Consider the following 24323-nt stretch of genomic DNA (forward strand, 5'->3'; position numbering starts at 1 on the left):
CCTGCCACCTGACAACGGATGTCATCGTCGATACTGAGGCTCTTCGCCCGACGGCCCCGCAACGCAGAGAGAGCCCGTGACGGTCCGACCGATCGTAAGATTTCCCGACCCGCGTCTTCGCCAGGCGGCTGAGCCCGTGGGCAGCTTCGACGAAGCGCTTCGCAGCCTGGCGGCCGATCTTCTCGACACGCTGCGAGCGGCGCCGGGCATCGGCATCACGGCGCCCCATGTCGGCATCCTGCAGCGGCTCGTGGTGCTCCAGCTGGATGCGGGCGCGGCCGCCCGGGTCTACGTCAATCCGCGGATCGTCTGGACGTCGGAGGAGCGGATCCGCCACCGGGAGGGCAGCATCTCCATGCCCGGCGTGGCGGAGGAGATCGAGCGACACGCCCGGGTGCACGTGCGCTACCAGGACCTGAGCGGCACCGAGCAGATCGAGGAGGCGGACGGCCTGCTCGCCGTCTGCCACCAGCACGAGAGCGATCAGTTGGACGGCATCTTCTGGATCGATCGACTGTCGCGGCTGAAACGGGAGCGCGCGATCAAGCGCTACGAGAAGCAGCGGCGGGGTGTCTCGTAGTCGCGAAACAAGGGCGGGATCGCCGAGTTCCCTGTGCGGCGGCTGCGACGCCCGGCGCAGCCCCTGCTATGCTCGACCCTGACACGGGTCGCCTCACCGCGCAGTTGGAGCCGATACGATGGATCTGGAGCTGACAGGCAGGCGTGCTCTCATCACCGGCTCGACCGCCGGCATAGGCCTGGAAATCGCCCGCAAGCTGGCGCAGGAGGGTGCGGACACGATCATCTGCGGCCGTGACGCTGCCAAGCTCGACCGCGCCATCGTCGATATCAGGTCAAGCGGCGGCGACAGCATCGGCGGCATCGAGGCTGATCCGGCAACCGTGGCGGGCGCCGAAGCCCTGGTGGAGGCAGCGGCCAGCGTCGATATCCTGGTCAACAACCTCGGAATCTACGAGTCCAAAGCCTTCTCGGCCATCACCGATGACGACTGGCGGCGCTTCTTCGAAGTCAACGTGCTCAGCGGCGCAAGGCTCGCTCGGCATTATCTGCCGGGCATGCTGGAGCGGAACTGGGGGCGGATCATCTTTATCGCCAGCGACTCGGCGCTCGTCATCCCGCCCGACATGATCCACTACGGCATGACCAAGACCGCCCAGCTCGCCATTTCGCGGGGCCTCGCCGGCCTGACCAAGGGAACGCGGGTTACGGTCAACGCCGTGCTGCCGGGCACGACCCGCTCGGAAGGCATCGTCGACTTCCTGAAGAGCGTCGCCAGCGATCCGGGCGCATCATCCGGCGAGATCGAGCGCGAGTTCTTCGCCAACGAGCGGCCGACGTCGCTCATCCAGCGCATGATCGAGCCGCAGGAGGTCGCCAATCTCGTCGCTTACGTGGCGAGCCCGCTCGCGGCGGCCACCAATGGCGCGGCGCTGCGCGTCGACGGCGGCATCACGCCGACGATCGTTTGAGGACACCTTACATGGCCGCGACCACCGACATCCCCCGTTTCGTTTCGACACCGACCGGCTTCCTCCTGGTGCTGCGCCAGGGCGACGACGCCTTCGCCGCGCTGGAGCGCCTGACGAGCGACCACGCCATCCCCGCGGCGAGCTTCATGGGCTTCGGGTTCGCCGGTGAAGTGACGTTCGGATTCTTCGATGCCGAGAGCCGGCAGTACCAGCCGCGGACCTTTCACGACGTGGAGCTCGCCAGCATGACCGGCAGCCTCGCCTGGAAGGACGGACGGCCGTCGATCCATGCCCATGGCGTGGCGGGACGCAAGGATTTCGCGGCCGTGGGTGGCCACCTGCTCGGCCTCAAGGTCGGCACCGGCTCGCTGGAGATCACGGTGATCGTGCACGACCAGCGCCTCGAAAGGGCGACCGACGCCGCCGTCGGCGCGAACGTGCTCCAGCTACCCGAGCATCGTCCGGGCTGACGACGCAGCGCAAGCGGCCTCCACCCCTCACGCGCCGGCGCTGCGGCCGCCGTCGATGGTGACGATGACGCCGGTGGTGTAGCCGGACCGCTTCGAGGCCAGGAAGGCCATCATATCGGCGATCTCGCGCGGCTTGGCGGCGCGTCCGAGCGGGAAATTCGCCATCAGCTCGGGATAGCGGCTTTCGTCGCCGAAGCGGTCCAGCGCATAGGTCTTCATCAAGCTGATGATGCGATCGGTCTCGACCGGCCCGGGGTTGAGACCTACGACGCGGATGTGATCGGCGAGGCTGCGGCTGCCGAGCGCCCGCGTGAACGCCATGAGGGCCGCATTGCCGGCACTGCCCGCGATGTAGTTGGCATCGAAGCGCTCACCGGCCGCGCCGATGTCGTTGATGATGACGCCGCCGCCACGCGCCTTCATCTGTGCATAGACGAGGCGGGTCAGGTTGATGAAACCGAAGACCTTGAGCTCCCATGCGTGACGCCAGGTCGCCTCGTCGATCTTGTCGAGGGAGCCGCCCGGGATATCGCCCGCATTGTTGACCAGGATGTCGCAATCGGCCGCCGCCGCGGCGACACGGGCCACGTCGGAAGGCTGCCTGAGGTCGGCCGCATGGACGTCGACCGCAACGCCGTGTGCCGCCGCGAGTCGGTCCGCCACGGCCGCGAGCGCCTCGGCGTTGCGCGCGACCAGCCGCAGGTGGCAGCCCTCTTCGGCGAATGCCTCGGCGGCAGCGGCGCCGATCCCCTTCGATGCGCCGGTAATCAGCACGCGCTTGCCGCGCAGATGCAAATCCATTGACCGTCCTCCCCTGCCCTTCGGCCGACTTCGCCGCGGTGATCCTGCCCCGTGGGAGGGGCGCGGTCATCTGCGGGCCGGCGCAGCGGTGACCGGCGTCAGTCGCAGGGCGGTCGCAACCGAGCCGAAGCCCTGCCCGAAGCGCGGGCACCTGCGGCTTCCTCATCAGGCGGCGCGCCTCGTGCGGTCCTTGGCGGCGCGTCGCGCACCGGGAAGCCGCCGGCAACTCGCAGCCCGACCGGCGCGCATGCGAGCATCGCTCCGATCGGCACGCTCCTAGCGAATTTGAAGTTCCGTCGGCGCGGTGCCATGTGAGCACACAGGAATGCTATATCCAACCTCACGATGTCCCACACCAACAGTCCGCCATTCGATTTCGCCGGCTTCGTGAACCCGATCCTTCGGAAGGGTCTCGCAGCAGCCGATGGCGACGACTTGCTCGGCATCCTCGGCCGTGCCCTGAACGCCGCCGGCATGCCGGTCATGCGCCTGAGCATCGGCATGCCGACCCTGCATCCGTCCCTCGCGAGCATAAGCCTCAGCTGGCGGCGCGACGGCGAGGTTCAGGTCGTGGAGGTCAGCCGTGGCGACGGTGAAGCCGAGTTCCTCCGCAGCCCGATCCACGCGCTGATCGCAGCGGAACAACAGACCGGCCGCTGGCGCATCGGCAACGGGGAAGGCTGCAACGAGTTCCCGGTGCTGGCCGACATGCGCCGCGAGGGCGCAACCGACTACCTGCTCAGGATCGTTGCCTTCGCGCCGGACATCGCCATCCTCGGGGCCGCCGTGAGCTTCGCGACCGATCGGCCGGGCGGCTTCACTGAGCACGATCTGGCCACGGTCGAGGCGCTGCTCCCCTCGGTGGCGCTGGTGTCGTACCGTTTCTGTCTGAGCGCGACCTTGAAGGAGGTGCTCGGCGCCTACGTCGGGCCGCGAACCGCCAGCCGTATCCTCGACGGGCGGATTCGGCGCGGCGAAGGCGAGGTGATCTCGGCCGCCATTCTCGTGGCCGACCTCAGGGCCTTCACCTTGCTCGCCGATCACGAGGATCCGCTCCGGGTCGTCGGGTGGCTCGACCAGCACCTGGAGGCCCTCGGCGAACCGGTTGAGCAGGCCGGCGGCGAAATCCTCAAGTTCACCGGCGACGGCTTCATGGCCGTGTTCCCGGTCGAGGACCCGCTGGCGCGCCCGTGTGGGGTCTGCGATCGCGCCCTGGCGGCGGCGCAAGCCGGGCTGGCGCGCAACCGGGCGCTGGTGCTCGCGCGGAGCGCTGCCGGAGAGCCCGCCCTGGCGGCCGATCTCGCCCTGCACTACGGCGACGTGGTCTACGGCAATGTCGGCATCACCGACCGGCTCGATTTCACCGCCATCGGCCGGGCCGTCAACGAGGCGAGCCGCATGGAGAAGCTGTGCGACGAGATCGGTCGCAACCTGCTGCTCTCCGACAGCTTTGCCCAGCGCTGCGCCGGCCCGCTCGTCGAGCTCGGCGCCTTCCCGCTGCGCGGCGTCGGTGGCCCCCAGCGGCTCTGGACCGTGGCCGACCCCGCCGATGCCCCGATCTAGCCAGGTGCCGGGCGGCGGCCTGCACGAGCCCCTCCCCGCCCTACTCGACGAGCTTCGCCGCTGCCGCATCTGCCGCGACGCCCCCCGCTCCGGCGGCCCTCTGCCGCATGTGCCGCGGCCGGTGATCCAGGCTTCGGCCGAGGCCCGCATCTGCATCGCCGGCCAGGCACCGGGCACCCGCGCCCACGCCTCCGGCCGGCCCTACACCGACCCGTCCGGCGTGCGTCTGCGCGCCTGGCTTCAGCTCGACGAGGCGACCTTCTACGATCCGCGCAAGATTGCCATCGTGCCCATGGGCTTCTGCTTTCCCGGCCACGACGCCCTGGGCGGCGACCTGCCGCCCCGGCGCGAGTGCGCAGATGTCTGGCGCGCCCGCGTGATGGCGCGCCTGCCCAACATCGAGCTGATGCTGCTCATCGGCCAGTACGCCCAGCGTTGGCATCTGGCGCGGACCGCGACGGTGGGCGGCGTGACCGGAACCGTCGGGCGGTGGCGCGAGATCTACGGAGCGAGCTCCCGCCCGCGGCTGCTGGCGCTGCCGCACCCGTCGTGGCGCAACAGCGGCTGGCTGAAGCGCAACCCGTGGTTCGAGATGGACCTGTTGCCGGTGCTGCGGGCCGACGTGGCGCAGCTGGTGGCATGACGGGGCACCCCCGGGCCGAGCTTATCGGCACGACGCCTCGCTCGGTGTCCCTCGCGCCACCGCACGGATGCCCCAGGCCATGCTCTCGCAGGGCTTGGGACACGCGGCCGAGGCCTGCTCAGCCCAGTTGCGCCAGCAGACTCGCGGCGGTCTTCAGATCGGCGCTCGCGGCGCCCTCGGCGAAGCCCATGTACAGCGGCGCGAGCAGCGCCTGGGCGCGGGCAGCTTCGCCGCGCGCGGCCCACAGGCGGGCCAGGTCGATGGCGGCGCGTAGCGCCCAGCCTCGCGCGCCCTGCCGGCGGCTGAGCTCCAGCGACCGCATGAGCCACATCTCGGCCGTCTCGGTCGCCGGTCGCAACCGGGCGAGGGCGAGCGTGCCCTCGATGCGCAACAGCTCGGGCAGGTAGCAGAGATCGCCGCTCGCCTCGACCGATTGGGTCGCCTCGGCGCTCAGCGCCGCAGCCTCATCGAGCCGTCCCGTGGCGATGAGCCCCTGGAGCAGCGAGATGCGCAGCGGCGTGGTGAGCAGTTCGTAAGGAGCCGCGTGCAGCTCGGCGAGGCCGGCCTTCAGGTCCGCGACCCCGCCATCGGCGGCGCCGCGGCGAATGGCGAGCTCCCCCTGGAAACCACGTCCCACTGCCAGATAGGGTCCGAGCGAGTGCAGCTCCGCCCGCGCGAACAGGCGATCGATCGAGGCCTGCGCCCTCTCGAGATCGCCCACCCAGAGGAGCACCGACACCGCCCAGACCAGCGCGATCGACAGCGTCAGGGGATGGGCGACAGCCTCGGCCTCCTCGGTGGTCAGCACCGCACGCTTTACCGCCTGATCCGGATAGCCGCGCAGCCAGAGCGTGCGCGCCAGAATCGCGGCCGCCAGGACGCGGCCGTCGAAGCCCAGGTAGCTCGTCGTGCTGCGATCGGACCGCGGCCCCGACCACACCGCTGCGTCGAGCGCCGCCTGGGCGCGCCCGAGATCGCCGCCCAGATGAAGCGAGATCCCCATCAGCGCGTGCGCCAATGTCGTCGACGACGTATCCTCGAGGGTGGCCGCGGTCGCGGCGCAGCGCTCGGCATAGTGCAGCGCCGTTCTGAACTCACCGACGCGAAGATGGAACATCTGCAGCGGCCCGAGCACGTGAAGCCGGTCGAGGGCGTCGCCCTGCGCCTCGGCGATGGCAAAGCCTCTGCGCAATGCCGCACCGGCGGCGTCCCTGCCGCCGCGCGTGAACATCAGCGATACCCCCAGGGCCGCCTGAAGGTGCATCTCCTCGCGGCCACCGCGGGCCCCTGCCGGCAAAGCCCGAAGCGCCTGGTCGGCCCAGCGATGACATTCCGTCAGCAGGGACATCGACAGAAAGACCGGCGCGGCCGCAGCGGCCAGCCGGATGCCGACCTCGGTATGGCCGCCGGCTTCGAGGCACCACAGCAGCGCCGAACGCACGTTGGCCAGATTGGCAAGGTGCTGCGCGCGCTGCGTCGCGCTCGACAGGCTCGGCCACTCGGCCCCGACCGCCTCGAGCCATCCCAGATAGTAGGTCGCGTGCCGCGCGGCGACGTGCGGGAGCTCGGGATCGTCGCCATTGAGCTGGCGGGCATAGGCCCGCGTCGTATCGAGCAGCCCGTAGCGCATCATCGCACCGGCGGGGCTCGTCGCCACCATGGACTTGGCCACGAGGCTGTCGATGGCGCCGAACACCATCGTCTCGTCGACCGCGCCGCTCGTCACGACCGCCAACACGGCATCGATGGAGAAATGCCCCACGAACACGGCGAGCCGGCGCAGCACCAGCCGCTCGAACGGCGACAGCAGCTCATAGCTCCAGTCCAGCGTGGCCTGGAGCGTCTTCTGGCGCGGCGGCGCACTCCGCTGCCCCGGCCACAGCAGCGCCAACCGCTGGTCCAACAGCGCCGCCGTCTGCCGCAGGCCAAAGCTCACCACGCGTCCGGCCGCCAGCTCGATCGCCAGTGGCATGCCGTCGAGCTTGCGGCAGATGCCGGTCACGACCGCGGCATCGGCATCGTCGAGCGCGAGGCTCATGCCGGCCGCCGTCGCCCGCTCCACGAACAACCGCGCCGCGGGAAAGGCCTGCGCGGCTGCGGCGGTGAGGGCCGGATCATCGGGCGGGCATCGCAGCGGCGTCAGCTTATGGACGTGCTCGCCCTCCACGTGCAGCGCCTCCCGGCTCGTCGCCAGGAGACGGCCCCGGGGCGCGGTGGCGAAAATGCGGGCTGCCAGGTCCGCCGCCGCGTCGATGACATGCTCGCAAGTGTCGAGGATCAACAGGAACCGCCGCTCCGCCAGATAGCCGAGCAACGCCGGCATGGCCTGCTCGGGCTGCACCGACAGTCCCAGCGTGGAGGCCACGGTGGTGGCGACGAGGCGAGGATCGGTCAGCGCCCCGAGATCGACGAAATTCACCGCACCGGCGAACGCATCGACGAGTTCATGCCCCACGGCCACCGCGACCGTGGTCTTGCCCACTCCGCCCGTGCCGACCACCGTGACGAAGCGTGAGGTGGCCAGTTGGCCGCGGAGCGCGGCCACGTCGTCGGCCCGTCCCACCATGCGGGCGAGGCGGCTCGGCAGATTGGCCTGCGGATAACGGACCGCCATCTCCTTGAGGCCGTCGACGTGGCTCTCCGCCCGCGAGACCGGCGCGACCAGGCTGTAGCCGCGGCCGGTCAAGGTGGCGATGTAGCGTGCGCCGTCCTGTCCGTCGCCCAGCGCCTTGCGCAAGTTGGCCATGTGAAAGCGCAGGCTGCCCTCTTCGACGGCCACGTCCGGCCAGACCTGCGCCAACAGCTCCTTCTTGCTCACGACCGCGTTGGGGCGGGCGGCCAAGGCGACCAGGATATCGAAGGCGCGCGCGCCCAGCTCCACGGCAACCCCGTCGCGTAGCAGCAGACGTTCGCCAGGCGCAAAGGTGAAGGGGCCGAAGGAGACGATGTCGGTGTCGGAGCTCTGAACCATCGGCCTCGTCGCAGCGTCCCGCTCGCTGGTCACGCGGCCGGAGCGAGGAACCGGCCCCCTTCCCCGGCCGCGACTGGCAAGCGCTAACACCGCCTCATAACGCATAACGGGCGCTGCGGGCGACCTCCCTCTATCTGTCGAGCGGCAGGACGTCCCCCTGCCTGGACGGAGATCAAGATCATGTCCGCACGCTCGCCTGCACTGACGCGACGTCACCTTCTTGCCGGAGCGGCGGCTGCGGGGGCCCTCGGAATGGGCGCCGCACGGGCGGGCGCGCCGGCCGTCGGGGACGCGATCCGCCCCTACCGTATCGCCATTCCGGACGACGCCATCGTCGATCTCCGCCGCCGCCTGGCGGCGACGCGCTGGCCCGATCGAGAGACCGTCGGCGACGGGTCCCAGGGCGTGCGCCTAGCCGCCCTCCAGGATCTCACGCGCTACTGGATGACCGACTACGACTGGCGCAAGGTCGAGGCGAGGCTTAACGCCTTGCCCATGTTCGTCACCGAGATCGACGGCCTCGACATCCACTTCATCCACGTGCGCTCGCCCCATCGAAACGCGCTGCCGCTGATCATGACCCACGGCTGGCCGGGCTCGATCCTGGAGTTCCTCAAGGTCATCGGCCCGCTCACCGATCCCACGGCCCACGGCGGCGCGGCGGCTGACGCGTTCCACCTGGTCGTGCCCTCCATTCCCGCCTTCGGCTTCTCGGCGCGGCCGGCACAGGCCGGTTGGGGCTCAGACCACATCGGGCGAGCCTGGGCCGCGCTCATGCAGCGGCTGGGCTACACGCGCTACGTATCGCAGGGCGGCGATTGCGGCTCGGTCATCTCGCAGCGCATGGCGCTCCAGAATGTGCCCGGGCTCGTGGGCATCCACCTCAATATGCCCGCCACCGTGCCGAAGGACATCGCCGCGGTGCTCGCCGCCGGCGGCGCCCCGCCCAGCCATCTGACCGAGCCGGAGCGAGCCGCCTTCGCTGCGCTCGACACCTTCTACAAGGACAGCTCCGGCTATGCGAGCATGATGGTCACGCGGCCCCAGACCATCGGCTACGGGCTGGTGGACTCGCCGGTCGGCCTGGCGGCCTGGACCTACGAGAAGATCGCCGCCTGGACCTACAGCGGCGGCGAGCCGGAGCGGGTGCTCACCAGGGACGAGATCCTCGACGACATCTCGCTGTACTGGCTGACCGGCACCGGCGCCTCGGCGGCGCGGATCTACTGGGAAGATCATTCCAACAACTTCAACGCCGTCGACATCGCGACGATGCCGGTGGCGGTGACCGTGTTTCCCGGAGAGATCTATCGGGCGCCGCGCAGCTGGGCCGAGCGCTGCTATCACAACCTGGTCTACTTCAACGAGGCCGACAACGGCGGCCACTTCGCGGCGTGGGAACAACCGGACCTCTTCACCCGCGAGGTCCGGGCCGCCTTCAGGACGCTGCGCTGACGCCGGCCGCTCCATACGGGCAAAGCGGACCATGAGCGAGCAAGCGAAACGGCTCTACACCGCCCGCGTCCGCACCACGGGCGGCCGCGACAAAGGCGTGTCGCGCAGCTCCGACGGACGGCTGGATCTGCGGCTGTCCCCTCCCGGCGGTCCAGGCACGGGCACCAATCCGGAGCAGCTCTTCGCAGCCGCCTGGTCGGCCTGCTTCGACGCCGCGATGGAGCGCGCAGCCAAAGCCATGGACATCCGACTGCCGGCCGACGTCGTCGTCGAGGTGGAGATCGACCTGGTTGCGGCCGACGGCGGCCACGTCCTGCGCGCCCGCCTCGCCGTCACCGTGCCGGGGCTGGCACGCGATGCGGCCCAGGCCGTGGTCGACGCCGCCGAGGCGGCCTGCCCCTACTCGAACGCCCTTCGCGGCAACATCGCCGTCGCCATCACGCTGACGTGAGGCCAGGGGGGGTGCCCCTGCCGGAAACCAGGATGGTTGGAAATAAACTACGTAACATCAATAACTTATATCCACCCTATCCGTTCATATGATTCCGCCGGTAACGGCCGTGCCCTAGCCCTGTGCGAGCCGGCATCGACAGCCGCCCACCAAGGAGACACACCCATGGCTGCCAACACACCGTCTCAGCCGGTCAACGCCGCGCGCCGCCGCTTCTTCGGCGCGGCCATGGCGACGATCGCCGCCGCCCAGCTCGGCATGACCCGGATGGCGCACGCCCAATCGGCGGGCCCGGCGCCGGCCAAGCTGCCGCCCGTCAACCCGGGGAGCCATACCTCCTTCCGCCCGCTGAAGCAGATCGATGCGGGCACCCTGAACGTGGGCTACGCCGAGGACGGGCCGGCCGACGGCCCCCCGGTCCTGCTGCTGCACGGCTGGCCCTACGACATCTACGCCTATGTGGACGTTGCGCCGCTGCTGGCGTCAGCGGGATACCGGGTCATCGTACCCTATCTGCGCGGCTACGGTACGACGCGCTTCCTGTCCGACGCGACGCCCCGGAACGCCCAGCAGGCGGTGATCGCCGCCGACATCGTCGCGCTGATGGACGCGCTGAAGATCGACAAGGCGATCATCGGCGGCTTCGACTGGGGCGCACGCACGGCCAACATCGTCGCCGCGCTGTGGCCGGAGCGCTGCCGCGCCATGGTGTCCGTGAGCGGCTACCTGATCGGCAGCCAGGAAGCCGGCCGCAAGCCGCTACCGCCCGCGGCCGAATTGCAGTGGTGGTACCAATATTACTTCGCCACCGAGCGTGGCCGGGCCGGCTATGCGCAATATCGGGCCGATTTTTCCCGGCTCATCTGGCGGCTCGCATCGCCCCAATGGCACTTCGACGACGCCACCTTCGCCCGCACCGCGGCATCCTTCGACAATCCCGACCACGTCGCCATCGTGATCGACAACTACCGCTGGCGGCTCGGCCTTGCCGAAGGGGAGCGCAAGTTCGACGCGATCGAGGCGCGGCTGGCCACATTCCCGGTCATCGGCGTGCCCACCATCACGATGGAAGGCGACGCCAACGGGGCGCCCCACCCGGACCCCAGCGCCTATGCCAAGAAGTTCTCGGGCAAATACGCCCACCGCCTCATCAAGGGCGGCATCGGCCACAACCTGCCCCAGGAAGCGCCGCACGCCTTCGCCGAGGCGATCGTCGAGGTCGCTGCGCTGTGACCGCTCACGGGACCGGAAGGAATTTTCCGATGCGATGGACTTATCCTGTTGTCGCCGCAAGCCTCCTGGCATCGTGCGGGCTGGCGGTGTCGCTGGCCGCGGCGCCGGCTCCCCAGCCCCAGGACGCCTCGCCGATCTACGGCGTCACCATTCCGGAGGGATACCGGCGATGGCAGCTGATCGCGCCGGCCCAGGAGGCGGAGCCCCTAAACGAGCTGCGCGCCGTGCTCGGCAACGCGACCGCGATCGAGGCCTATCAGAAGGGCACCCTGCCCTTCCCCGACGGCACCGTGCTGGCCAAGCTGGCCTGGAAGCATGTGCAGTCGCCCGACTTCGCCTCCGCCTCCATCCCCGGCGCGGCCACGACGGTGCAGATCATGGTCAAGGACAGCAAGAAATACCCGGCCACCGGCGGCTGGGGGTTCGGCCGCTTCGTCGACGGCAAGCCGGTCGACGCTGCCCAGCATGAGACCTGTTTCGCTTGTCATGAGGCGCTTGTGAAGGATCGCGACTTCGTCTTCACGCGCTACGCGCCTTAGTCGCAGAGCGCCGCCGTCTGCGTCCGCTTGCCAAGACGCGGCGTTGCGGAGACAGCTGAGGCGGACGGACACGGCGCGCGCCGTCGAGGCGCGTGGTGCAGGTCCGCCGAAGCGGCGCGTCGTCGCCGACCCCGCTGCCCGTCACCGCCCGGGAGGTGCCGCATGAAGAAACTGATCAACGACCCTCGCCGCGTGGTCCGCGACATGCTGGAAGGGCTGGCGGATTTTTCGCCGCACCTCGGCCTGCTGGCGGACGAGAACGTTATCGTCCGCTCCGACCTGCCGCCTCCGGCCGCTCGCCCCGTGGCCGTGCTCTCGGGTGGCGGCAGCGGCCACGAGCCGGCCCACGCGGGCTATGTCGGGCCTGGCCTGCTCAGCGCGGCCGTAGCCGGCGACGTCTTCACCTCGCCCAGCGCCGACGCGGTGCTCGGGGCAATCCGTATCGCGGCCGGCCCCGCCGGCGCCGTGCTCATCGTCAAGAACTACACCGGCGACCGGCTGAATTTCGGCCTCGCCGCCGAGATGGCGCGGGCCAAGGGCATCCCCACCGAGATCGTCGTGGTCGCCGACGACGTCGCGTTGCGCCATAGCGTCGAGCCAGCGCGACGCCGCGGCATCGCCGGCACAGTGCTCGTCCACAAGGTCGCGGGGGCAGCTGCCGCCGCGGGGCTGACGTTGGCCGAGGTGGCGCAGCGCGCCCGCGCCGCGGCGGACGAGCTCGGCACCATGGGGGTGGCGCTCGGTGCCGCCACATTGCCGGGTGCCAGCCAGCCGGGCTTCGTCCTCGCCGAAGGGGAGATCGAGCTCGGCCTCGGCATTCACGGCGAGCCCGGCGTCGAGCGCGCCGCCATGCAGCCCGCCGACACCCTGGTGGCGGCGATCGTCGCGACGATCGCCGAGGACCGTGCCTTGGCGCCGGGTGAGCGCGTCGCCCTGCTCGTCAACGGGCTCGGCGCAACGACGCCGCTCGAGCTCGCCATCGTGGCCCGCGCGGCCCTCGCGGCCCTGCGCGGACGCGACCTCATGGTGGCGCGTGCCTGGTGCGGCAACTTCCTCACCGCGCTCGACATGCCGGGCTGCTCGCTCTCCGTGATGCGGGTCGACGATGCGCGTCTGGAGGCGCTCGATGCCCCGGCGGAGGCCCTCGCCTGGCGGCCAGGCGAACGGCCTGGGCCGGCGCGGAGCATGATCGCAGCCACGACCGACATGGCGCCGGCCACCTCCGCCGCCATCCAAGGGACCGGCCTGCCGCCCGCTTGGCAGACGGCGCTGGCAGCGGTCTCGAGGGCGCTGCGCGAAGCGGAGCCGGAACTCGCGGCGCTCGACGGCAAGGCCGGCGACGGCGATCTCGGCGCCAGCATGGTGCGCGGCGCCGACGCCATCGATGCGCTACCCGCCTCCGCCTGGGCAAACCCCAGCACGCTGCTGGCCGCGCTCGGCCATGCGCTGCGGCGCGCCATCGCCGGCAGCAGCGGCCCCTTCTACGCCACCGCCGTGCTGCGCGGCGCGCGCCAGCTTGCGGGCATCGACGCGCCGACGGCAGCCGAGCTGGCGCAGGCTTTCGACGCGGGCGTGGCCAGCATCGCGGAGCTGGGCGGCGCCGTGGTCGGCGACCGCACCATGCTGGATGCGCTGCGCCCGGCCGCCGATGCCTTCGGCGCAGCTGCCGCGGCTGGCCAGCCGTTGGCCCAGGCCTGGCAACAGGCGCTCGACGCCGCCGAGGCGGGTGCCGCCGCCACCGCATCCATGCGTCCCCGCCTCGGCCGCGCCGCCTATCTCGGCGAACGGGCCATGGGCGCGCCGGACGGCGGTGCCGTCGCAGTCACCCGCTGGATGGCGGCCTTGGCGACGGAGGCCGGATCATGAGGGGAAACTCGTCGAGCGGGACAGGGTCTCCCAGGCAGTCATCTCGGCCTTCATCTGCTCCAGCTTTTGGGAGACGAGGCCAAGCGCATCATCGCCAAGAAACAGCCGAACCGGGGGAGCATCCGCCTCCACCAGCTTGAGCAGCACCTGGGCGGCTCGCACCGGATCGCCGGATTGACGACCGCTCTTGGCCTGCCGCGCGGCCCGTATCGGGTCCATCACCGCGTCGTAATCGGCGACGCTGCGCGGCGTGCGATCCATCGACCGCCCCGCCCAATCGGTGCGGAACTGGCCGGGGGCAAGGGCAGTCACGCGGATGCCGAGACCGGCGACCTCCTTGCCGAGCGCTTCCGAGATCCCCTCGAGCGCGAATTTGCTGCCACAGTAGAACGTGATGCCCGGCATGGTGATGAAGCCGCCCATCGAGGTCACGTTGACGATGTGGCCTCGACGGCGCTCGCGCATCCCTGGCAGCACGGCCTTGATCATCGCGACTGGGCCGAAAACGTTGGCGGCAAACTGGCGTTGAAGGTCGGCCATCGCGGATTCCTCCAGCACGCCTTCATGGCCGTAGCCGGCATTGTTGACCAGCACGTCGATCGGTCCCGCCGCAGCCTCTGCCCGAGCGATGGCTTCCGGGATGGCATCATAGTCCGTGACATCGAGGACGAGCGGATAGGCGCGCCCGGATGCGTGAGCCGAAAAGGCTTCCGCATCCTCCAAGCGGCGGACGGTGCCAATGACAACGTGCCCGGCTTCCAAGGCGCCTGCGGCGAAGGCGTTGCCGAGACCCGAGCTGACGCCCGTGATGAGGAAGGTCTTGGTGACGGATGCATTCATAGGAGCCTCCATGAATCCTTGAGGATTATATCATGATATAATAAGGTCGCGCATGCCCACTCGCAAGACCGGTTCATCGATGCCATCGTCCACGACGCGAGAACGCGTGCTCGCAGCAGCCGAAAAGCTGCTTGGCCAAGGTGCGGCGGAATTCTCGATGCGCGATCTGGCAACGGCGGCTGGTGTCAGCTTCGCCACGCCGTTCAACCAATTCGGCAGCAAGCTGGCGATCATGCGGACGCTGTCGGCGCAGCGAATAGCGACGATGCATGAGCGGCTGGCTGTCGCTGATCTGCCGGACACGAGCCCGGATCGGGTGCTGGAGGCCGTGCGAATCGCGGCTGAGGTCATGGTGGAGGCGCCCGCCGTGAACCGAACGATCATGGGGGTGATCGGCGCGCCGGGTTCCGAGCCGGGAGAGACGCGGGGGCGATCGCAGAGATTCTGGACAGAGGCGCTCGGTGACGGAACAGGCCTGTCGCCGGCTGCCAGAGAGCTTGGGCTGTTGCTCTTGCCCGATCATCTGGCGATCGCATTCAGGGGGGTGCTGTCATTCTGGACCGCCGGCGAGATCCGGGACGATGACCTCGTCGCAAATGCCCAGGCCGTGGCAGCGGCGATGCTGCTCGGGTTTGTCGAAGGCGACGAGCGCGAGTTGCTGACCGGGTTGCTGGGCCGGGTCGCCCGTCGCCCCCTGGCCCCCTGACTTCGCACAACCATCGAGCTCGATCGCTGCATCGAGGAATGCCGATCGTGCCGCAGCGATCGGCTCGGTGACGCCCGCAGGCGTGCGATCAGCCGCGGGTCAGCCCGGCTCGACGCAATAGTGGCCGCGGAAGATATTGTCGGGATCATAACGGCGCTTGGCCGCCGCGAGCCGCCGGTAGTGACTGCCCCAATAGGCGCGCTGCCAGTCCGGCTGGAAGAAGTCGCTCTCCGACACGTAGGTGCCCGCTTGCGGCGTCAGCTGGCGCAGCGGTGCCATCGCCCGGGCGACGGCACCGGCATTTCGCCGTGCGGCGGTCGGGTCGGGCTCGTGGCCGGGAATGCCGGGCCACGCGGGCGGCGCGACAGCGGCGACGATGGCGAGCGCGAAGGCCTCGTTGACCTGCGGATTGGTCGCAGTCTCGCGTGTGGCAGCCAGCGCCTCGGCGGCGCCGCCGGCGAGCCCCTTGTTGGTGTGCAGGGTAACCTTCCAGTGGCCGGAGGCGGCGACGAGTGCATCGGCCAGCCCGCTGCGGCTCTCCTGCGCCAGCAGGCGCGCCGGCAGCCAGGCCGACTGGTAGGCCTGCAGCACCTGCCCCGCCTCGCCCAGGTTGGACGCCCAGAAGATGTTGTCCGCCGCCGCGGCCGGCCGGTTGTCGGCGAGCACCACGCCGGGAACCGACCTGAGCAGCGCCGGATCCCAGAAGCGATGGGCGGGGATCGCCACGATGAACGGATCGCCCACGATCTCGTAGTCGGGATGGGCGGCGAGGGAGGCGAGAAACGGCTGCCACAGTGCCCGGGCCGCGCCTTCGTCGAGCCCCCGGAACACCATCGCCACCGTGAGCCGCCGGCCCGGACCGAAGCTGATCTGCTCGCCCCAGTCCGGGTTGAACAACGCCGCCGCGTAGAACTCGACGATGCGCGCCACCAGAGCCGCCCAGGCGGTATCGCTGCGGGCCGCGATGACCACCTGCACGGCACCGATGGTGGCGGGGAGCGGATGGGTGGCCAACGTCAGCCGGGTGGCGATGCCGAACGTGCCGCCACCGCCGCCCCGCAGCGCGAAGAACAGCTCCGGCTCGCGCCACGGGTTGACGATGCGGGCCTGGCCGTCGGCGGTGACCACCTCGGCCTCCAGCAGGCTGGCCGCGCCGGTGCCGTAGCCCTTGGACAGGCTGCCGAAGCCACCGCCGAGGACGAAGCCGGCGACGCCGACGGTGAGGCAGCCGCCGCCCTGGACGTAGCGCCCACCCTCCACCGATACGGCGCGGTAGGTCTCGCCCCACAGGGCGCCGGCGCCGACCGAGACCGCGGGCCGCGCCGTGGCGGGCGGCGCGCCCTCGGCCACGAAGGCCTCATGAGGCTCGATGGCGTTCATCGCCCGCGTCCACACCAGCAGCGCCCCTTCGGCATTGGAGTTGCCGAAATAGCTGTGGCCGCCACCCTTCACCACCAGGCGCACCCCGGCCCTCCGGGCGAAGAGGACGGCCGCGGCGACATCGGCCGTCGAACGCGCCGCGACGGCGTAGGGGCTCGCCCGCGAGGTCCAGGCGCCGGTCCACCCCAGCGTCTGGGTGAGCGCCGGCTCGTCACCCAGGTAGAACGGGTTCTTCAGCCGCGCAAACAGGGCGTCCGCCCCGGCCCCACCGGCGGCGGCGCAGCGTGCCAGGGGCGAGTCGACCCGGATCAGCCGCTCGCCCACCGCCGCCCGCAGCAGCTCCCAGTCCGGCTCGCCCGCGGGCGCCGCGCCGGCCACCGCCAACGGCGCAGCCGCCGCGAACGCCGCGCCGGTTGCCGAGTGAAGGAAGCCGCGCCGGTCGACCTCGGTCATGTCGCCTCCCTCGGGCTCACGTCGTCGTGGCCGTTGCGCAATCATCGCCGGAGTGGATGGCGCCGACAACCGCGCCAGGAGGGGTTGTCACCTCGGATCGGCGCGAGCGGTCCTGAGCGGGAGGCGCGCGCGGCAACCTCACCTTGCTGCTCCGCGTGGCTACCCCGGTGCGCACCGTGTCATTCTCGCGTCGGCACGGTGCGGTAGAGCCGGCGCGCGGCGGCGGCCGGCAGCACGAGGACGATGGAAAGGAGACTGCACCCCGTGAGGATCCGAGCACTCTCCTTCGTCGACGATGTCTGACGCCGTGGACCTGGATCGGCCGCTCATCGCGAGATGCCGTGCGCCCCGTGAGCCAAACCCGCTCGCCACCGAGCCAGGATCGGCCCGTCTCAGCTTTCGATGCGGACCCGGGCGGCTCCGGCCTCGACGACACCGACGCGGCGGGCAGCCGGGTAGCCGGCGGCGACGATGCGGGCGAGCAGCGCGTCGCCCTCTGCGGCGGCGCAGGCGATGAGCAGGCCCCCCGAGGTCTGCGGATCGGTCAGGACGTGACGGCGCCACACCGGCAACTCGGGCGGCAGAACGACGTCCGCGCCGTAGCTGTCCCAGTTGCGATGGGACGCACCGGTCACGAAGCCTTCCCGCGCCAGCCGCTCCGCCTCGGCGAAGAGGGCCGGCGCCCCGTCGCGAATGACGAGCGTGACGCCCGAGCCCCGCGCCATCTCGAGCGCATGGCCGAGCAGGCCGAAGCCGGTCACATCGGTGACCGCATGCACCGCCTCCTCCCGGCCGAGCTCGGCGCCGATGCGATTGAGCAAGGTGGTGCTGGCGATCAGCTCGGCGTAGGCCGCGGGCGCGAGCTCCTCCTTCTTGAAGGCGGCGGAATAGATGCCGACACCGAGCGCCTTGGTCAGGATCAGAGCATCGCCGGACTGCGCGCCGGCGTTGCGACGCACCTCGCCGGGCCGACAGGTACCGATGACGGCGAGGCCGTAGATCGGCTCGGGCGCATCGATCGAGTGGCCGCCGGCCACCGGGATGCCCGCCTCGGCGCAGGCGGCCGCGCCGCCGGCGAGGATGTCGCGGACCGCGTCCGTCGACAATCGGCCTAGCGGCATGCCGAGAATGGCCAGCGCGAAGATCGGGCGCCCGCCCATGGCGTAGACGTCCGAAATCGCGTTGGTGGCGGCGATGCGCCCGAAGTCACGCGCGTCGTCGACCACCGGCATGAAGAAATCCGTGGTCGCGATAACGCAATGCTCGTCGTCGAGCTGCCAGACGGCCGCATCGTCGCCCGTCTCGGTGCCGACCAGCAACTGGCGGAACGGCGCCGCCGCAGGCTGCCCGGCAAGCAGCTGCTGCAGCACGGCGGGCGCCAGCTTGCAGCCGCAGCCGCCCCCGTGGGCAAGGCTCGTCAGGCGGATTGCAGGTGTGTCGACGTCGCCCGTGGGGGATGACTGAGCCATGGCGCAGAATCTCCTCATGCGGCGATCGCGCAGTCGTGCGCCCAGGATCACGCGCGCTCCCAATGTGAAGTCCACGACGGCCGGCGACAAGGGCGCCGGGAGCCCCCCGCGGCGGCGTCGACTTTCGGGTAAGTCATTTTTAAAACACACGTATTTGCAGTTTGCGCGACGCTTTCAGTTTGACATTAGAGGATTTCCAAAATAGCATATCGGTTGTTATAGCTGCGCTTTGCAGCGCTGCGTTGCGGAGTATGGATTTCTGGGAGACGCCAGATGAACATGGAACTCTCGCGCCGCGCGTTCTTGCTTACCGCTGGCGCGGGTGTCGCCGGCACGGCTCTTGGAGCGTTCGGCTTCGGCGACGTCGAGGCCGCCTATGCAGCGGCGATCAGGCCCTTCAAGCTCGTCAACACGACGGAAACCCGCAACACCTGCACCTATTGCTCGGTGGCGTGCGGCATCATCCTGTACTCGAAGGGTGATCTGAGGAAGGGCGAGACGGCCGAGATCACCTATATCGAGGGCGATTCCGACCATCCGACCAACCGCGGCACGCTTTGTCCCAAGGGCGCCGCCCTGCTCTCCATCGTGAAGTCAAAGACGCGCCTGACATATCCGATGGTGCGCCGGCCGGGTTCGGACCGCTTCGAACGCATCTCGTGGGACGAAGCGCTCGACAAGATCGTCCGGGTGCTGAAGGACGACCGCGACAAGAACTTCATCGCCCTGAACGAGGCCGGCGTCACCGTCAACCGATGGGTCACGAGCGGCATCCTCGCCGCCTCGGCGACCACCAACGAGACCGCCTTCGCCACCTACAAAGTGATGCGAAGTACCGGGATGCTGGCCTTCGACAACCAGGCGAGGGTCTGACACGGCCCAACGGTGGCGAGTCTCGCCCCAACATTCGGCCGTGGCGCAATGACCAATTCGTGGACCGACATTCGGAACACGGATCTCGTCGTCATCATGGGCGGCAACGCCGCCGAAGCCCATCCGTGCGGCTTCAAGTGGGTCACGGAGGCCAAGGCCAACCGCGGCGCCAAGCTCATCGTCGTCGATCCGCGTTTCAACCGCTCGGCGTCGGTCGCGGACTTCTATGCGCCGATCCGGCAGGGCACCGACATCGCCTTCCTGCTCGGCCTCATCAACTACTGCATGCTCAACGACAAGGTGCAGTGGGACTATGTGAAGACCTTCACCAACGCGAGCTTCCTCGTGAAGGAGGGCTTCACGTACCGGGATGGGCTGTTCACCGGCTACGACGAGCAGAAGCGCGACTACGACCGCGCGACCTGGGAGTACGAGATCGGGCCTGACGGCTATGCGGCGGTCGACGAAACGCTCCAGCACCCGCGCAGCGTCTGGACCCTGCTGAAGCAGCATGTGGCGATGTACACGCCCGAACTGGTCGAGCGCATCTGCGGCACGCCGAGGGACAAGTTCCTGGCGGTGGCGCAGATGGTGAGCGAGTGCTCGTCGCCCACCAAGACGATGACCTCCATGTATGCGCTCGGCTGGACCCAGCATTCCAAGGGCTCGCAGAACATTCGCACCATGGCGATGCTGCAGCTCATCCTGGGCAACATCGGCGTGCGCGGCGGCGGCATGAACGCGCTGCGCGGCCACTCCAACATCCAGGGGCTGACCGATGTCGGCCTGCTGTCCAACTCGCTGCCCGGCTATATGAACCTGGCGACCGACCGCGAGCCGGACCTGGCGGCCTACATGTCGACGCGGGGCTTCAGACCGCTGCGGCCGAACCAGACCAGCTACTGGCAGAACTACCGCAAGTTCCTTGTCAGCTTCCTCAAATCCATGTGGGGGCCGGCGGCGACGGCGCAGAACGACTTCGGCTTCGACTGGCTGCCGAAGCTGGACGTGCCGAACTACGACATCCTGCGGGCCTTCGAGCTCATGAAGCAGGGCAAGATGACGGCCTATCTCTGCCAGGGCTTCAACCCGCTGCAGGCCTTCCCCAACAAGGCAAAGCTGGTCGAAGGACTGTCCAAGCTCAAGCTGCTCGTCGTCATGGACCCGCTCGAGACGGAGACGGCGCGCTTCTGGGAGAACCATGGCATCTACAACGACGTCGACACCGCCGCGATCCAGACCGAGGTGATCCAGCTTCCCACCACCTGCTTTGCGGAGGACGAAGGGGCGCTGGTGAATTCGGGGCGCTGGCTCCAATGGCACTGGCCGGGCGGCACGCCGCCGGGCGAAGCCCAGCCCGACACCTGGATCATGGCGCAGATCCATCTGCGCCTGAAGGCGCTGTACCGCACGGAAGGGGGCGCCTTTCCCGATCCGATCCTGAACCTGCACTGGCCCTACAAGGATCCGGGCCTGCCGACGCCAGAAGAGCTGACCAAGGAGATGAACGGCTACATCGTGGCGGATGTGCCTGATCCCGCAGATCCGGCCAAGAAGCTGCTCGAAGCGGGCAAGCAGGTCGCCAACTTCGGCCAGCTGCGGGACGACGGCTCGACCGCCTGCGGCTGCTGGATCTTCGCCGGTTCCTTCACCGAGGCGGGCAATATGATGGCGCGGCGGGACAACGCCGATCCCGACGACACCGGTGCCTACCCCAACTGGTCGTTCTCCTGGCCGGCGAACCGCCGCATCCTCTACAACCGGGCCTCCGCCGACATCAACGGCAAGCCGTGGGACCCCTCGCGCAAGCTGCTGGAGTGGGACGGGCAGAGGTGGACGGGATATGACGTGCCCGACATCGCCCCCAACGCCAAGCCGCGGGACGTCGGCCCCTTCATCATGAACGCCGAAGGGGTGGGCCGCCTCTTCGCCCGCGGCATGATGCGGGACGGGCCCTTCCCGGTGCATTACGAGCCCTTCGAGAGCCCGGTCGCCAACGTGATCGCGCCCAAGGTCCGCGGCAATCCGGTGGCGCGCGTCTTCGCCGACGATTTCGCGCAGTTCGCCGACGTCGCCTCGCCGGAGTTCCCCTACGCTGCGACCAGCTACCGGCTGACCGAGCACTTCCACTACTGGACCAAGAACAACCACGTGAACGCGGTGCTGCAGCCCGAATTCTTCGTCGAGATCTCCGAGGAGCTGGCGAAGGAGAAAGGCGTCGCCAAGGGAGGCTGGGTGCGCGTGTGGTCGAAGCGCGGCTCGGTGTTTGCCAAGGCGGTGGTGACCAAGCGCATCAAGCCGATGATCTGCGACGGCAAGACCATCCACATCGTCGGCATCCCGATCCACTGGGGCTTCGTGGGCGCGGCCAAGAAGGGCTTCCCCGCCAACGTGCTCACCCCGTTCGTCGGCGATGCCAACATCGAGACACCCGAGTTCAAGGCGTTCCTCGTCAATCTGGAAGCCTCGACCGGGCCGGCGTCGGTGTGAGGGAGGACAAGGCCCGATGTTTCCCCCGATCCCGAACCCGCCCGTCGCGCCCACCTCGCCCGGGTTCAGCGACAAGGATCTGATCCGACGCTCGGCGTCGAGCGTGCCAGCGCCGGCCACACGGCAGACGGAGGTCGCCAAGCTCATCGACGTCTCCAAGTGCATCGGCTGCAAGGCGTGCCAGGCGGCGTGCATCGAATGGAACGACACGCACCAGGCCATCGGCGTGAACGTCGGCGTCTACGACAACCCGGCGGATCTCACGCCGGAGATGTTCACGCTGATGCGCTTCAGCGAATGGGAGAACCCACAGACCAACAACCTCGAATGGCTGATCCGCAAGGACGGCTGCATGCATTGCGAGGACCCGGGCTGCCTCAAGGCCTGCCCGGCGCCCGGCGCCATCGTGCAATACGCGAACGGCATCGTCGATTTCGTGCACGACAACTGCATCGGCTGCGGCTATTGCGTGAAGGGCTGCCCCTTCGACATCCCGCGCATCTCCAAGGTCGACCACAAGGCCTACAAATGCACGCTGTGCTCCGACCGCGTCGCCGTCGGCCAGGGCCCTGCCTGCCAGAAGGCCTGCCCCACCCAGGCCATCGTGTTCGGCACCAAGGACGAGATGAAGGAGTGGGCCGACTTTCGCATCAAGGACCTGAAGTCTCGCGGCTTCGAGAACGCCGGCCTCTATGATCCGCCGGGCGTCGGCGGCACCCACGTCATGTACGTGCTGCACCACGCGGACAAGCCCGAGATCTACGCCAACCTGCCCCGCAATCCGACGATCAGCCCTCTGGTCGAACTCTGGAAGGGCGTGGGCAAATACGTGGGCCTCGGGGTGATGGGGCTGGCGGCCGCCGCCGCCGTCGTCCATCACCTCGTCGCCGGCGCCAACCGCGTCTCGCCGGAGGATGAGGCGAACGCCGAGAAGCTGACGGAGGGCCGGCACTCATGACCTCCGATGACGGGGACAGGCCCTACGACGTCCAGCCCGGCGACGACGTCCATCCCGGCAAGCCGGTGACGGTCGACCGCTACACCGTGGGTGCGCGCATCAACCACTGGATCACCGCCGTCTCGCTGGTGTTGCTCGCGCTGTCGGGGCTGTCAATGTTCCATCCGAGCCTGTTCTTCCTGACGGTGCTGTTCGGCGGCGGCCAGTGGACGCGCGCCATCCACCCGTGGATCGGCGTCGTCCTGTTCTTTTCCTTCGCCGGCCTGTTCATCCGCTTCTGGAAGGCGAATCTCTGGAGGAGCGAAGACAACACGTGGCTGCGCCGCATCCGCGATGTGCTGGCGGGAGACGAGGAGAAGCTGCCCGAGCTCGGCAAGTACAACGCCGGCCAGAAGTTCGTCTTCTGGGGCATGTCGGCGCTGATCATCATCCTGATCGGCAGCGGCATCGTGGTCTGGGACGAGTATTTCTATCCCTTCACCAGCATCGAGCAGAAGCGCATCGCCATCCTCGTTCACGCGGCGGCGGCGGTGGTGATCATCTGCGTCTGGATCGTGCACGTCTATGCAGCGATCTGGGTGCGCGGCACCATCGGCGCCATGACCAAGGGCCGGGTGACGGGCGGCTGGGCCTGGCGCCACCACCGCAAATGGCTGCGCGAGCTGGTCGGCAAGCGGGTGGTCGGCAAGACCTCCGCTTCCTAGGTTATGCAGAGGCGTGTGCATCACGTGGCCCGGCGGGTTCGTGAAAGGTCGAGATGAGCGAAGATGAGGTCCGCCCCGACTCGACGGTGATCGGCGACGTCGCATCCCCGCCGTTCGTGCGCCTCCCCGATCCGGCCCGGCTGTTCATCGACCGCACTCAGCGTCTGCGCGTCCTTGCCGCGCGCAGCGCGATCGCCCCTTATCTCCTCTTCCTCGCCGGGCTCACCGAATACCAGTACCGCATCCAGGATGGCCTGCCCGAGCCGGAGATGCCGGACGAGACGGTGCAGGCGCGCGCGCGCGCCCATGCCATGCCGCCGCTCGCCCGCGCCGGCTTCCGGCCGGACGCCGCCTTCCGGGCAACGCTCGCCGCGCTCGTCGACACAGCCGGCGACATCCCACAGATGCCGGCCGCGCGCGCGGCGCTGGAGCGAGTCCGCGCTGCCGATGGGCGGACGCACGAGGCGATGGTCGGCGCCGTGCTCGCCACCGCGATCCCGGCCGAGACGCTGGCCGAGCACGTCTATGTCGCCGCCGCCTTGCAGGTCCACTTCGCGCGCTGCGCCGCGCGCCTCGACGGCGAGGCACTGGTGCCGGTCGGCGACGGCGCCTGCCCCAGCTGCGGCGGGCCGCCGGCGAGCTCGCTCGTGGTCGGCTGGCGCGGGGCTCACGGCACCCGCTTCTGCGCCTGCGCGCTCTGCGGCACGTTCTGGCACACGGTGCGGATCAAATGCACGCTCTGCGGCTCCACCAAGGGTGTCGGCTACCAGGAGGTCGAGGGCGAAGGCGGTACCATCAAGGCCGAGACCTGCGACGCCTGCCGGTCCTACGTGAAGGTGCTCTATCAGGTGAAGGACGCGGATCTGGAGCCTGTCGCCGACGACGCGGCGAGCCTCGGCCTCGACCTGCTGATGCAGGGAGGCCCATACCGACGGGGCGGCTTCAACCCCTTCCTGCTGGGCTACTGA

Annotated in this window: 20 protein-coding genes; 15 read left to right on the plus strand and 5 right to left on the minus strand. The window is 69.3% G+C overall.

Annotated elements, in window-relative coordinates:
• Window positions 1-76 precede the first annotated feature (76 nt).
• The 3 genes from IEW34_RS18335 (at window position 77) to IEW34_RS18345 (ending at window position 1960) form a co-directional block, all read left to right on the plus strand.
• Entirely contained in the window at window positions 77-580 is a 504-nt protein-coding gene (locus tag IEW34_RS18335) for a peptide deformylase (RefSeq protein ID WP_188610655.1), read from the plus strand.
• Between the two features lie 118 nt (window positions 581-698).
• Window positions 699-1490, plus strand: a complete 792-nt coding sequence (locus tag IEW34_RS18340) for an SDR family NAD(P)-dependent oxidoreductase (RefSeq protein ID WP_188610656.1) — start codon at window positions 699-701, stop codon at window positions 1488-1490.
• An 11-nt stretch (window positions 1491-1501) separates the two neighbouring features.
• A complete protein-coding gene (locus IEW34_RS18345; protein ID WP_188610657.1) occupies window positions 1502-1960 on the plus strand; it encodes a PPC domain-containing DNA-binding protein in 459 nt (152 codons plus the stop codon).
• 27 nt (window positions 1961-1987) lie between these two features.
• Here IEW34_RS18345 and IEW34_RS18350 read toward each other — a convergent pair whose 3' ends face one another.
• Window positions 1988-2761, minus strand: a complete 774-nt coding sequence (locus tag IEW34_RS18350) for an SDR family oxidoreductase (RefSeq protein WP_188610658.1) — start codon at window positions 2759-2761, stop codon at window positions 1988-1990.
• 345 nt (window positions 2762-3106) lie between these two features.
• On the opposite strand from IEW34_RS18350, the gene IEW34_RS18355 reads away from it, so the two are divergent.
• Together IEW34_RS18355 and IEW34_RS18360 are read left to right on the plus strand one after the other, a co-directional pair.
• Window positions 3107-4324 (plus strand): adenylate/guanylate cyclase domain-containing protein, encoded by a 1218-nt coding sequence (locus IEW34_RS18355; RefSeq protein WP_188610659.1) that lies wholly within the window; start codon window positions 3107-3109, stop codon window positions 4322-4324.
• The gene (locus IEW34_RS18360; RefSeq protein WP_188610660.1) at window positions 4311-4967 is read left to right on the plus strand and encodes a uracil-DNA glycosylase family protein; all 657 of its coding nucleotides are present in this window, start codon (window positions 4311-4313) and stop codon (window positions 4965-4967) included. The genes IEW34_RS18355 and IEW34_RS18360 overlap by 14 nt, the downstream gene beginning before the upstream one ends.
• 118 nt (window positions 4968-5085) lie before the next feature.
• On the opposite strand, the gene IEW34_RS18365 is transcribed toward IEW34_RS18360, so the two are convergent.
• Window positions 5086-7938, minus strand: a complete 2853-nt coding sequence (locus tag IEW34_RS18365) for an ATP-binding protein (RefSeq protein ID WP_188610661.1) — start codon at window positions 7936-7938, stop codon at window positions 5086-5088.
• A gap of 180 nt (window positions 7939-8118) precedes the next feature.
• Here IEW34_RS18365 and IEW34_RS18370 point away from each other — a divergent pair, with 180 nt between their 5' ends.
• The 5 genes from IEW34_RS18370 to IEW34_RS18390 all read left to right on the plus strand — a co-directional run bounded on the left by IEW34_RS18370 (window position 8119) and on the right by IEW34_RS18390 (window position 13482).
• Window positions 8119-9393, plus strand: a complete 1275-nt coding sequence (locus IEW34_RS18370; protein WP_188610662.1) for an epoxide hydrolase family protein — start codon at window positions 8119-8121, stop codon at window positions 9391-9393.
• A 31-nt stretch (window positions 9394-9424) separates the two neighbouring features.
• Complete coding sequence (locus tag IEW34_RS18375) at window positions 9425-9844, plus strand: Ohr family peroxiredoxin (RefSeq protein ID WP_188610663.1); 420 nt, start codon at window positions 9425-9427, stop codon at window positions 9842-9844.
• Between the two features lie 165 nt (window positions 9845-10009).
• A complete protein-coding gene (locus tag IEW34_RS18380) occupies window positions 10010-11077 on the plus strand; it encodes an alpha/beta fold hydrolase (protein WP_188610664.1) in 1068 nt (355 codons plus the stop codon).
• 29 nt (window positions 11078-11106) lie between these two features.
• Window positions 11107-11616, plus strand: a complete 510-nt coding sequence (locus IEW34_RS18385) for a cytochrome P460 family protein (RefSeq protein WP_188610665.1) — start codon at window positions 11107-11109, stop codon at window positions 11614-11616.
• Between the two features lie 162 nt (window positions 11617-11778).
• Window positions 11779-13482, plus strand: coding sequence for a dihydroxyacetone kinase family protein (locus IEW34_RS18390; protein WP_188610666.1), 1704 nt, complete (start codon window positions 11779-11781; stop codon window positions 13480-13482).
• Here the strand turns inward: IEW34_RS18390 and IEW34_RS18395 are convergent.
• A complete protein-coding gene (locus IEW34_RS18395; RefSeq protein WP_188610667.1) occupies window positions 13477-14322 on the minus strand; it encodes an oxidoreductase in 846 nt (281 codons plus the stop codon). The two genes, IEW34_RS18390 and IEW34_RS18395, sit on opposite strands and share 6 nt — an antisense overlap.
• Window positions 14323-14374: 52 nt before the next feature.
• Here IEW34_RS18395 and IEW34_RS18400 point away from each other — a divergent pair, with 52 nt between their 5' ends.
• Window positions 14375-15028: a TetR/AcrR family transcriptional regulator gene (locus IEW34_RS18400; RefSeq protein WP_188610668.1), complete on the plus strand. Its 654-nt coding sequence runs from the start codon at window positions 14375-14377 to the stop codon at window positions 15026-15028.
• 99 nt (window positions 15029-15127) lie between these two features.
• Here IEW34_RS18400 and IEW34_RS18405 read toward each other — a convergent pair whose 3' ends face one another.
• Together IEW34_RS18405 and selD are read right to left on the minus strand one after the other, a co-directional pair.
• Window positions 15128-16861 carry an FAD-binding oxidoreductase gene (locus IEW34_RS18405; protein ID WP_188610669.1) on the minus strand — a complete coding sequence of 578 codons (1734 nt, stop codon included), beginning with the start codon at window positions 16859-16861 and terminating at the stop codon, window positions 15128-15130.
• 392 nt (window positions 16862-17253) lie between these two features.
• Window positions 17254-18330, minus strand: coding sequence for a selenide, water dikinase SelD (selD, locus tag IEW34_RS18410; RefSeq protein ID WP_188610670.1), 1077 nt, complete (start codon window positions 18328-18330; stop codon window positions 17254-17256).
• 273 nt (window positions 18331-18603) lie between these two features.
• Between selD and fdnG the strand changes: the two genes are divergently transcribed.
• The 4 genes from fdnG to fdhE are packed head-to-tail and all read left to right on the plus strand — an operon-like array spanning window position 18604 to window position 24323.
• Entirely contained in the window at window positions 18604-21693 is a 3090-nt protein-coding gene (gene fdnG, locus IEW34_RS18415; protein WP_188610671.1) for a formate dehydrogenase-N subunit alpha, read from the plus strand.
• 16 nt (window positions 21694-21709) lie between these two features.
• The gene (fdxH, locus tag IEW34_RS18420; RefSeq protein WP_188610672.1) at window positions 21710-22651 is read left to right on the plus strand and encodes a formate dehydrogenase subunit beta; all 942 of its coding nucleotides are present in this window, start codon (window positions 21710-21712) and stop codon (window positions 22649-22651) included.
• Window positions 22648-23355 (plus strand): formate dehydrogenase subunit gamma, encoded by a 708-nt coding sequence (locus IEW34_RS18425; RefSeq protein ID WP_188610673.1) that lies wholly within the window; start codon window positions 22648-22650, stop codon window positions 23353-23355. The genes fdxH and IEW34_RS18425 overlap by 4 nt, the downstream gene beginning before the upstream one ends.
• A 53-nt stretch (window positions 23356-23408) precedes the next feature.
• Window positions 23409-24323, plus strand: a complete 915-nt coding sequence (fdhE, locus tag IEW34_RS18430) for a formate dehydrogenase accessory protein FdhE (RefSeq protein ID WP_188610674.1) — start codon at window positions 23409-23411, stop codon at window positions 24321-24323.

The sequence above is a fragment of the Chelatococcus reniformis genome (genome assembly GCF_014640075.1).
Lineage (GTDB): Bacteria > Pseudomonadota > Alphaproteobacteria > Rhizobiales > Beijerinckiaceae > Camelimonas > Camelimonas reniformis.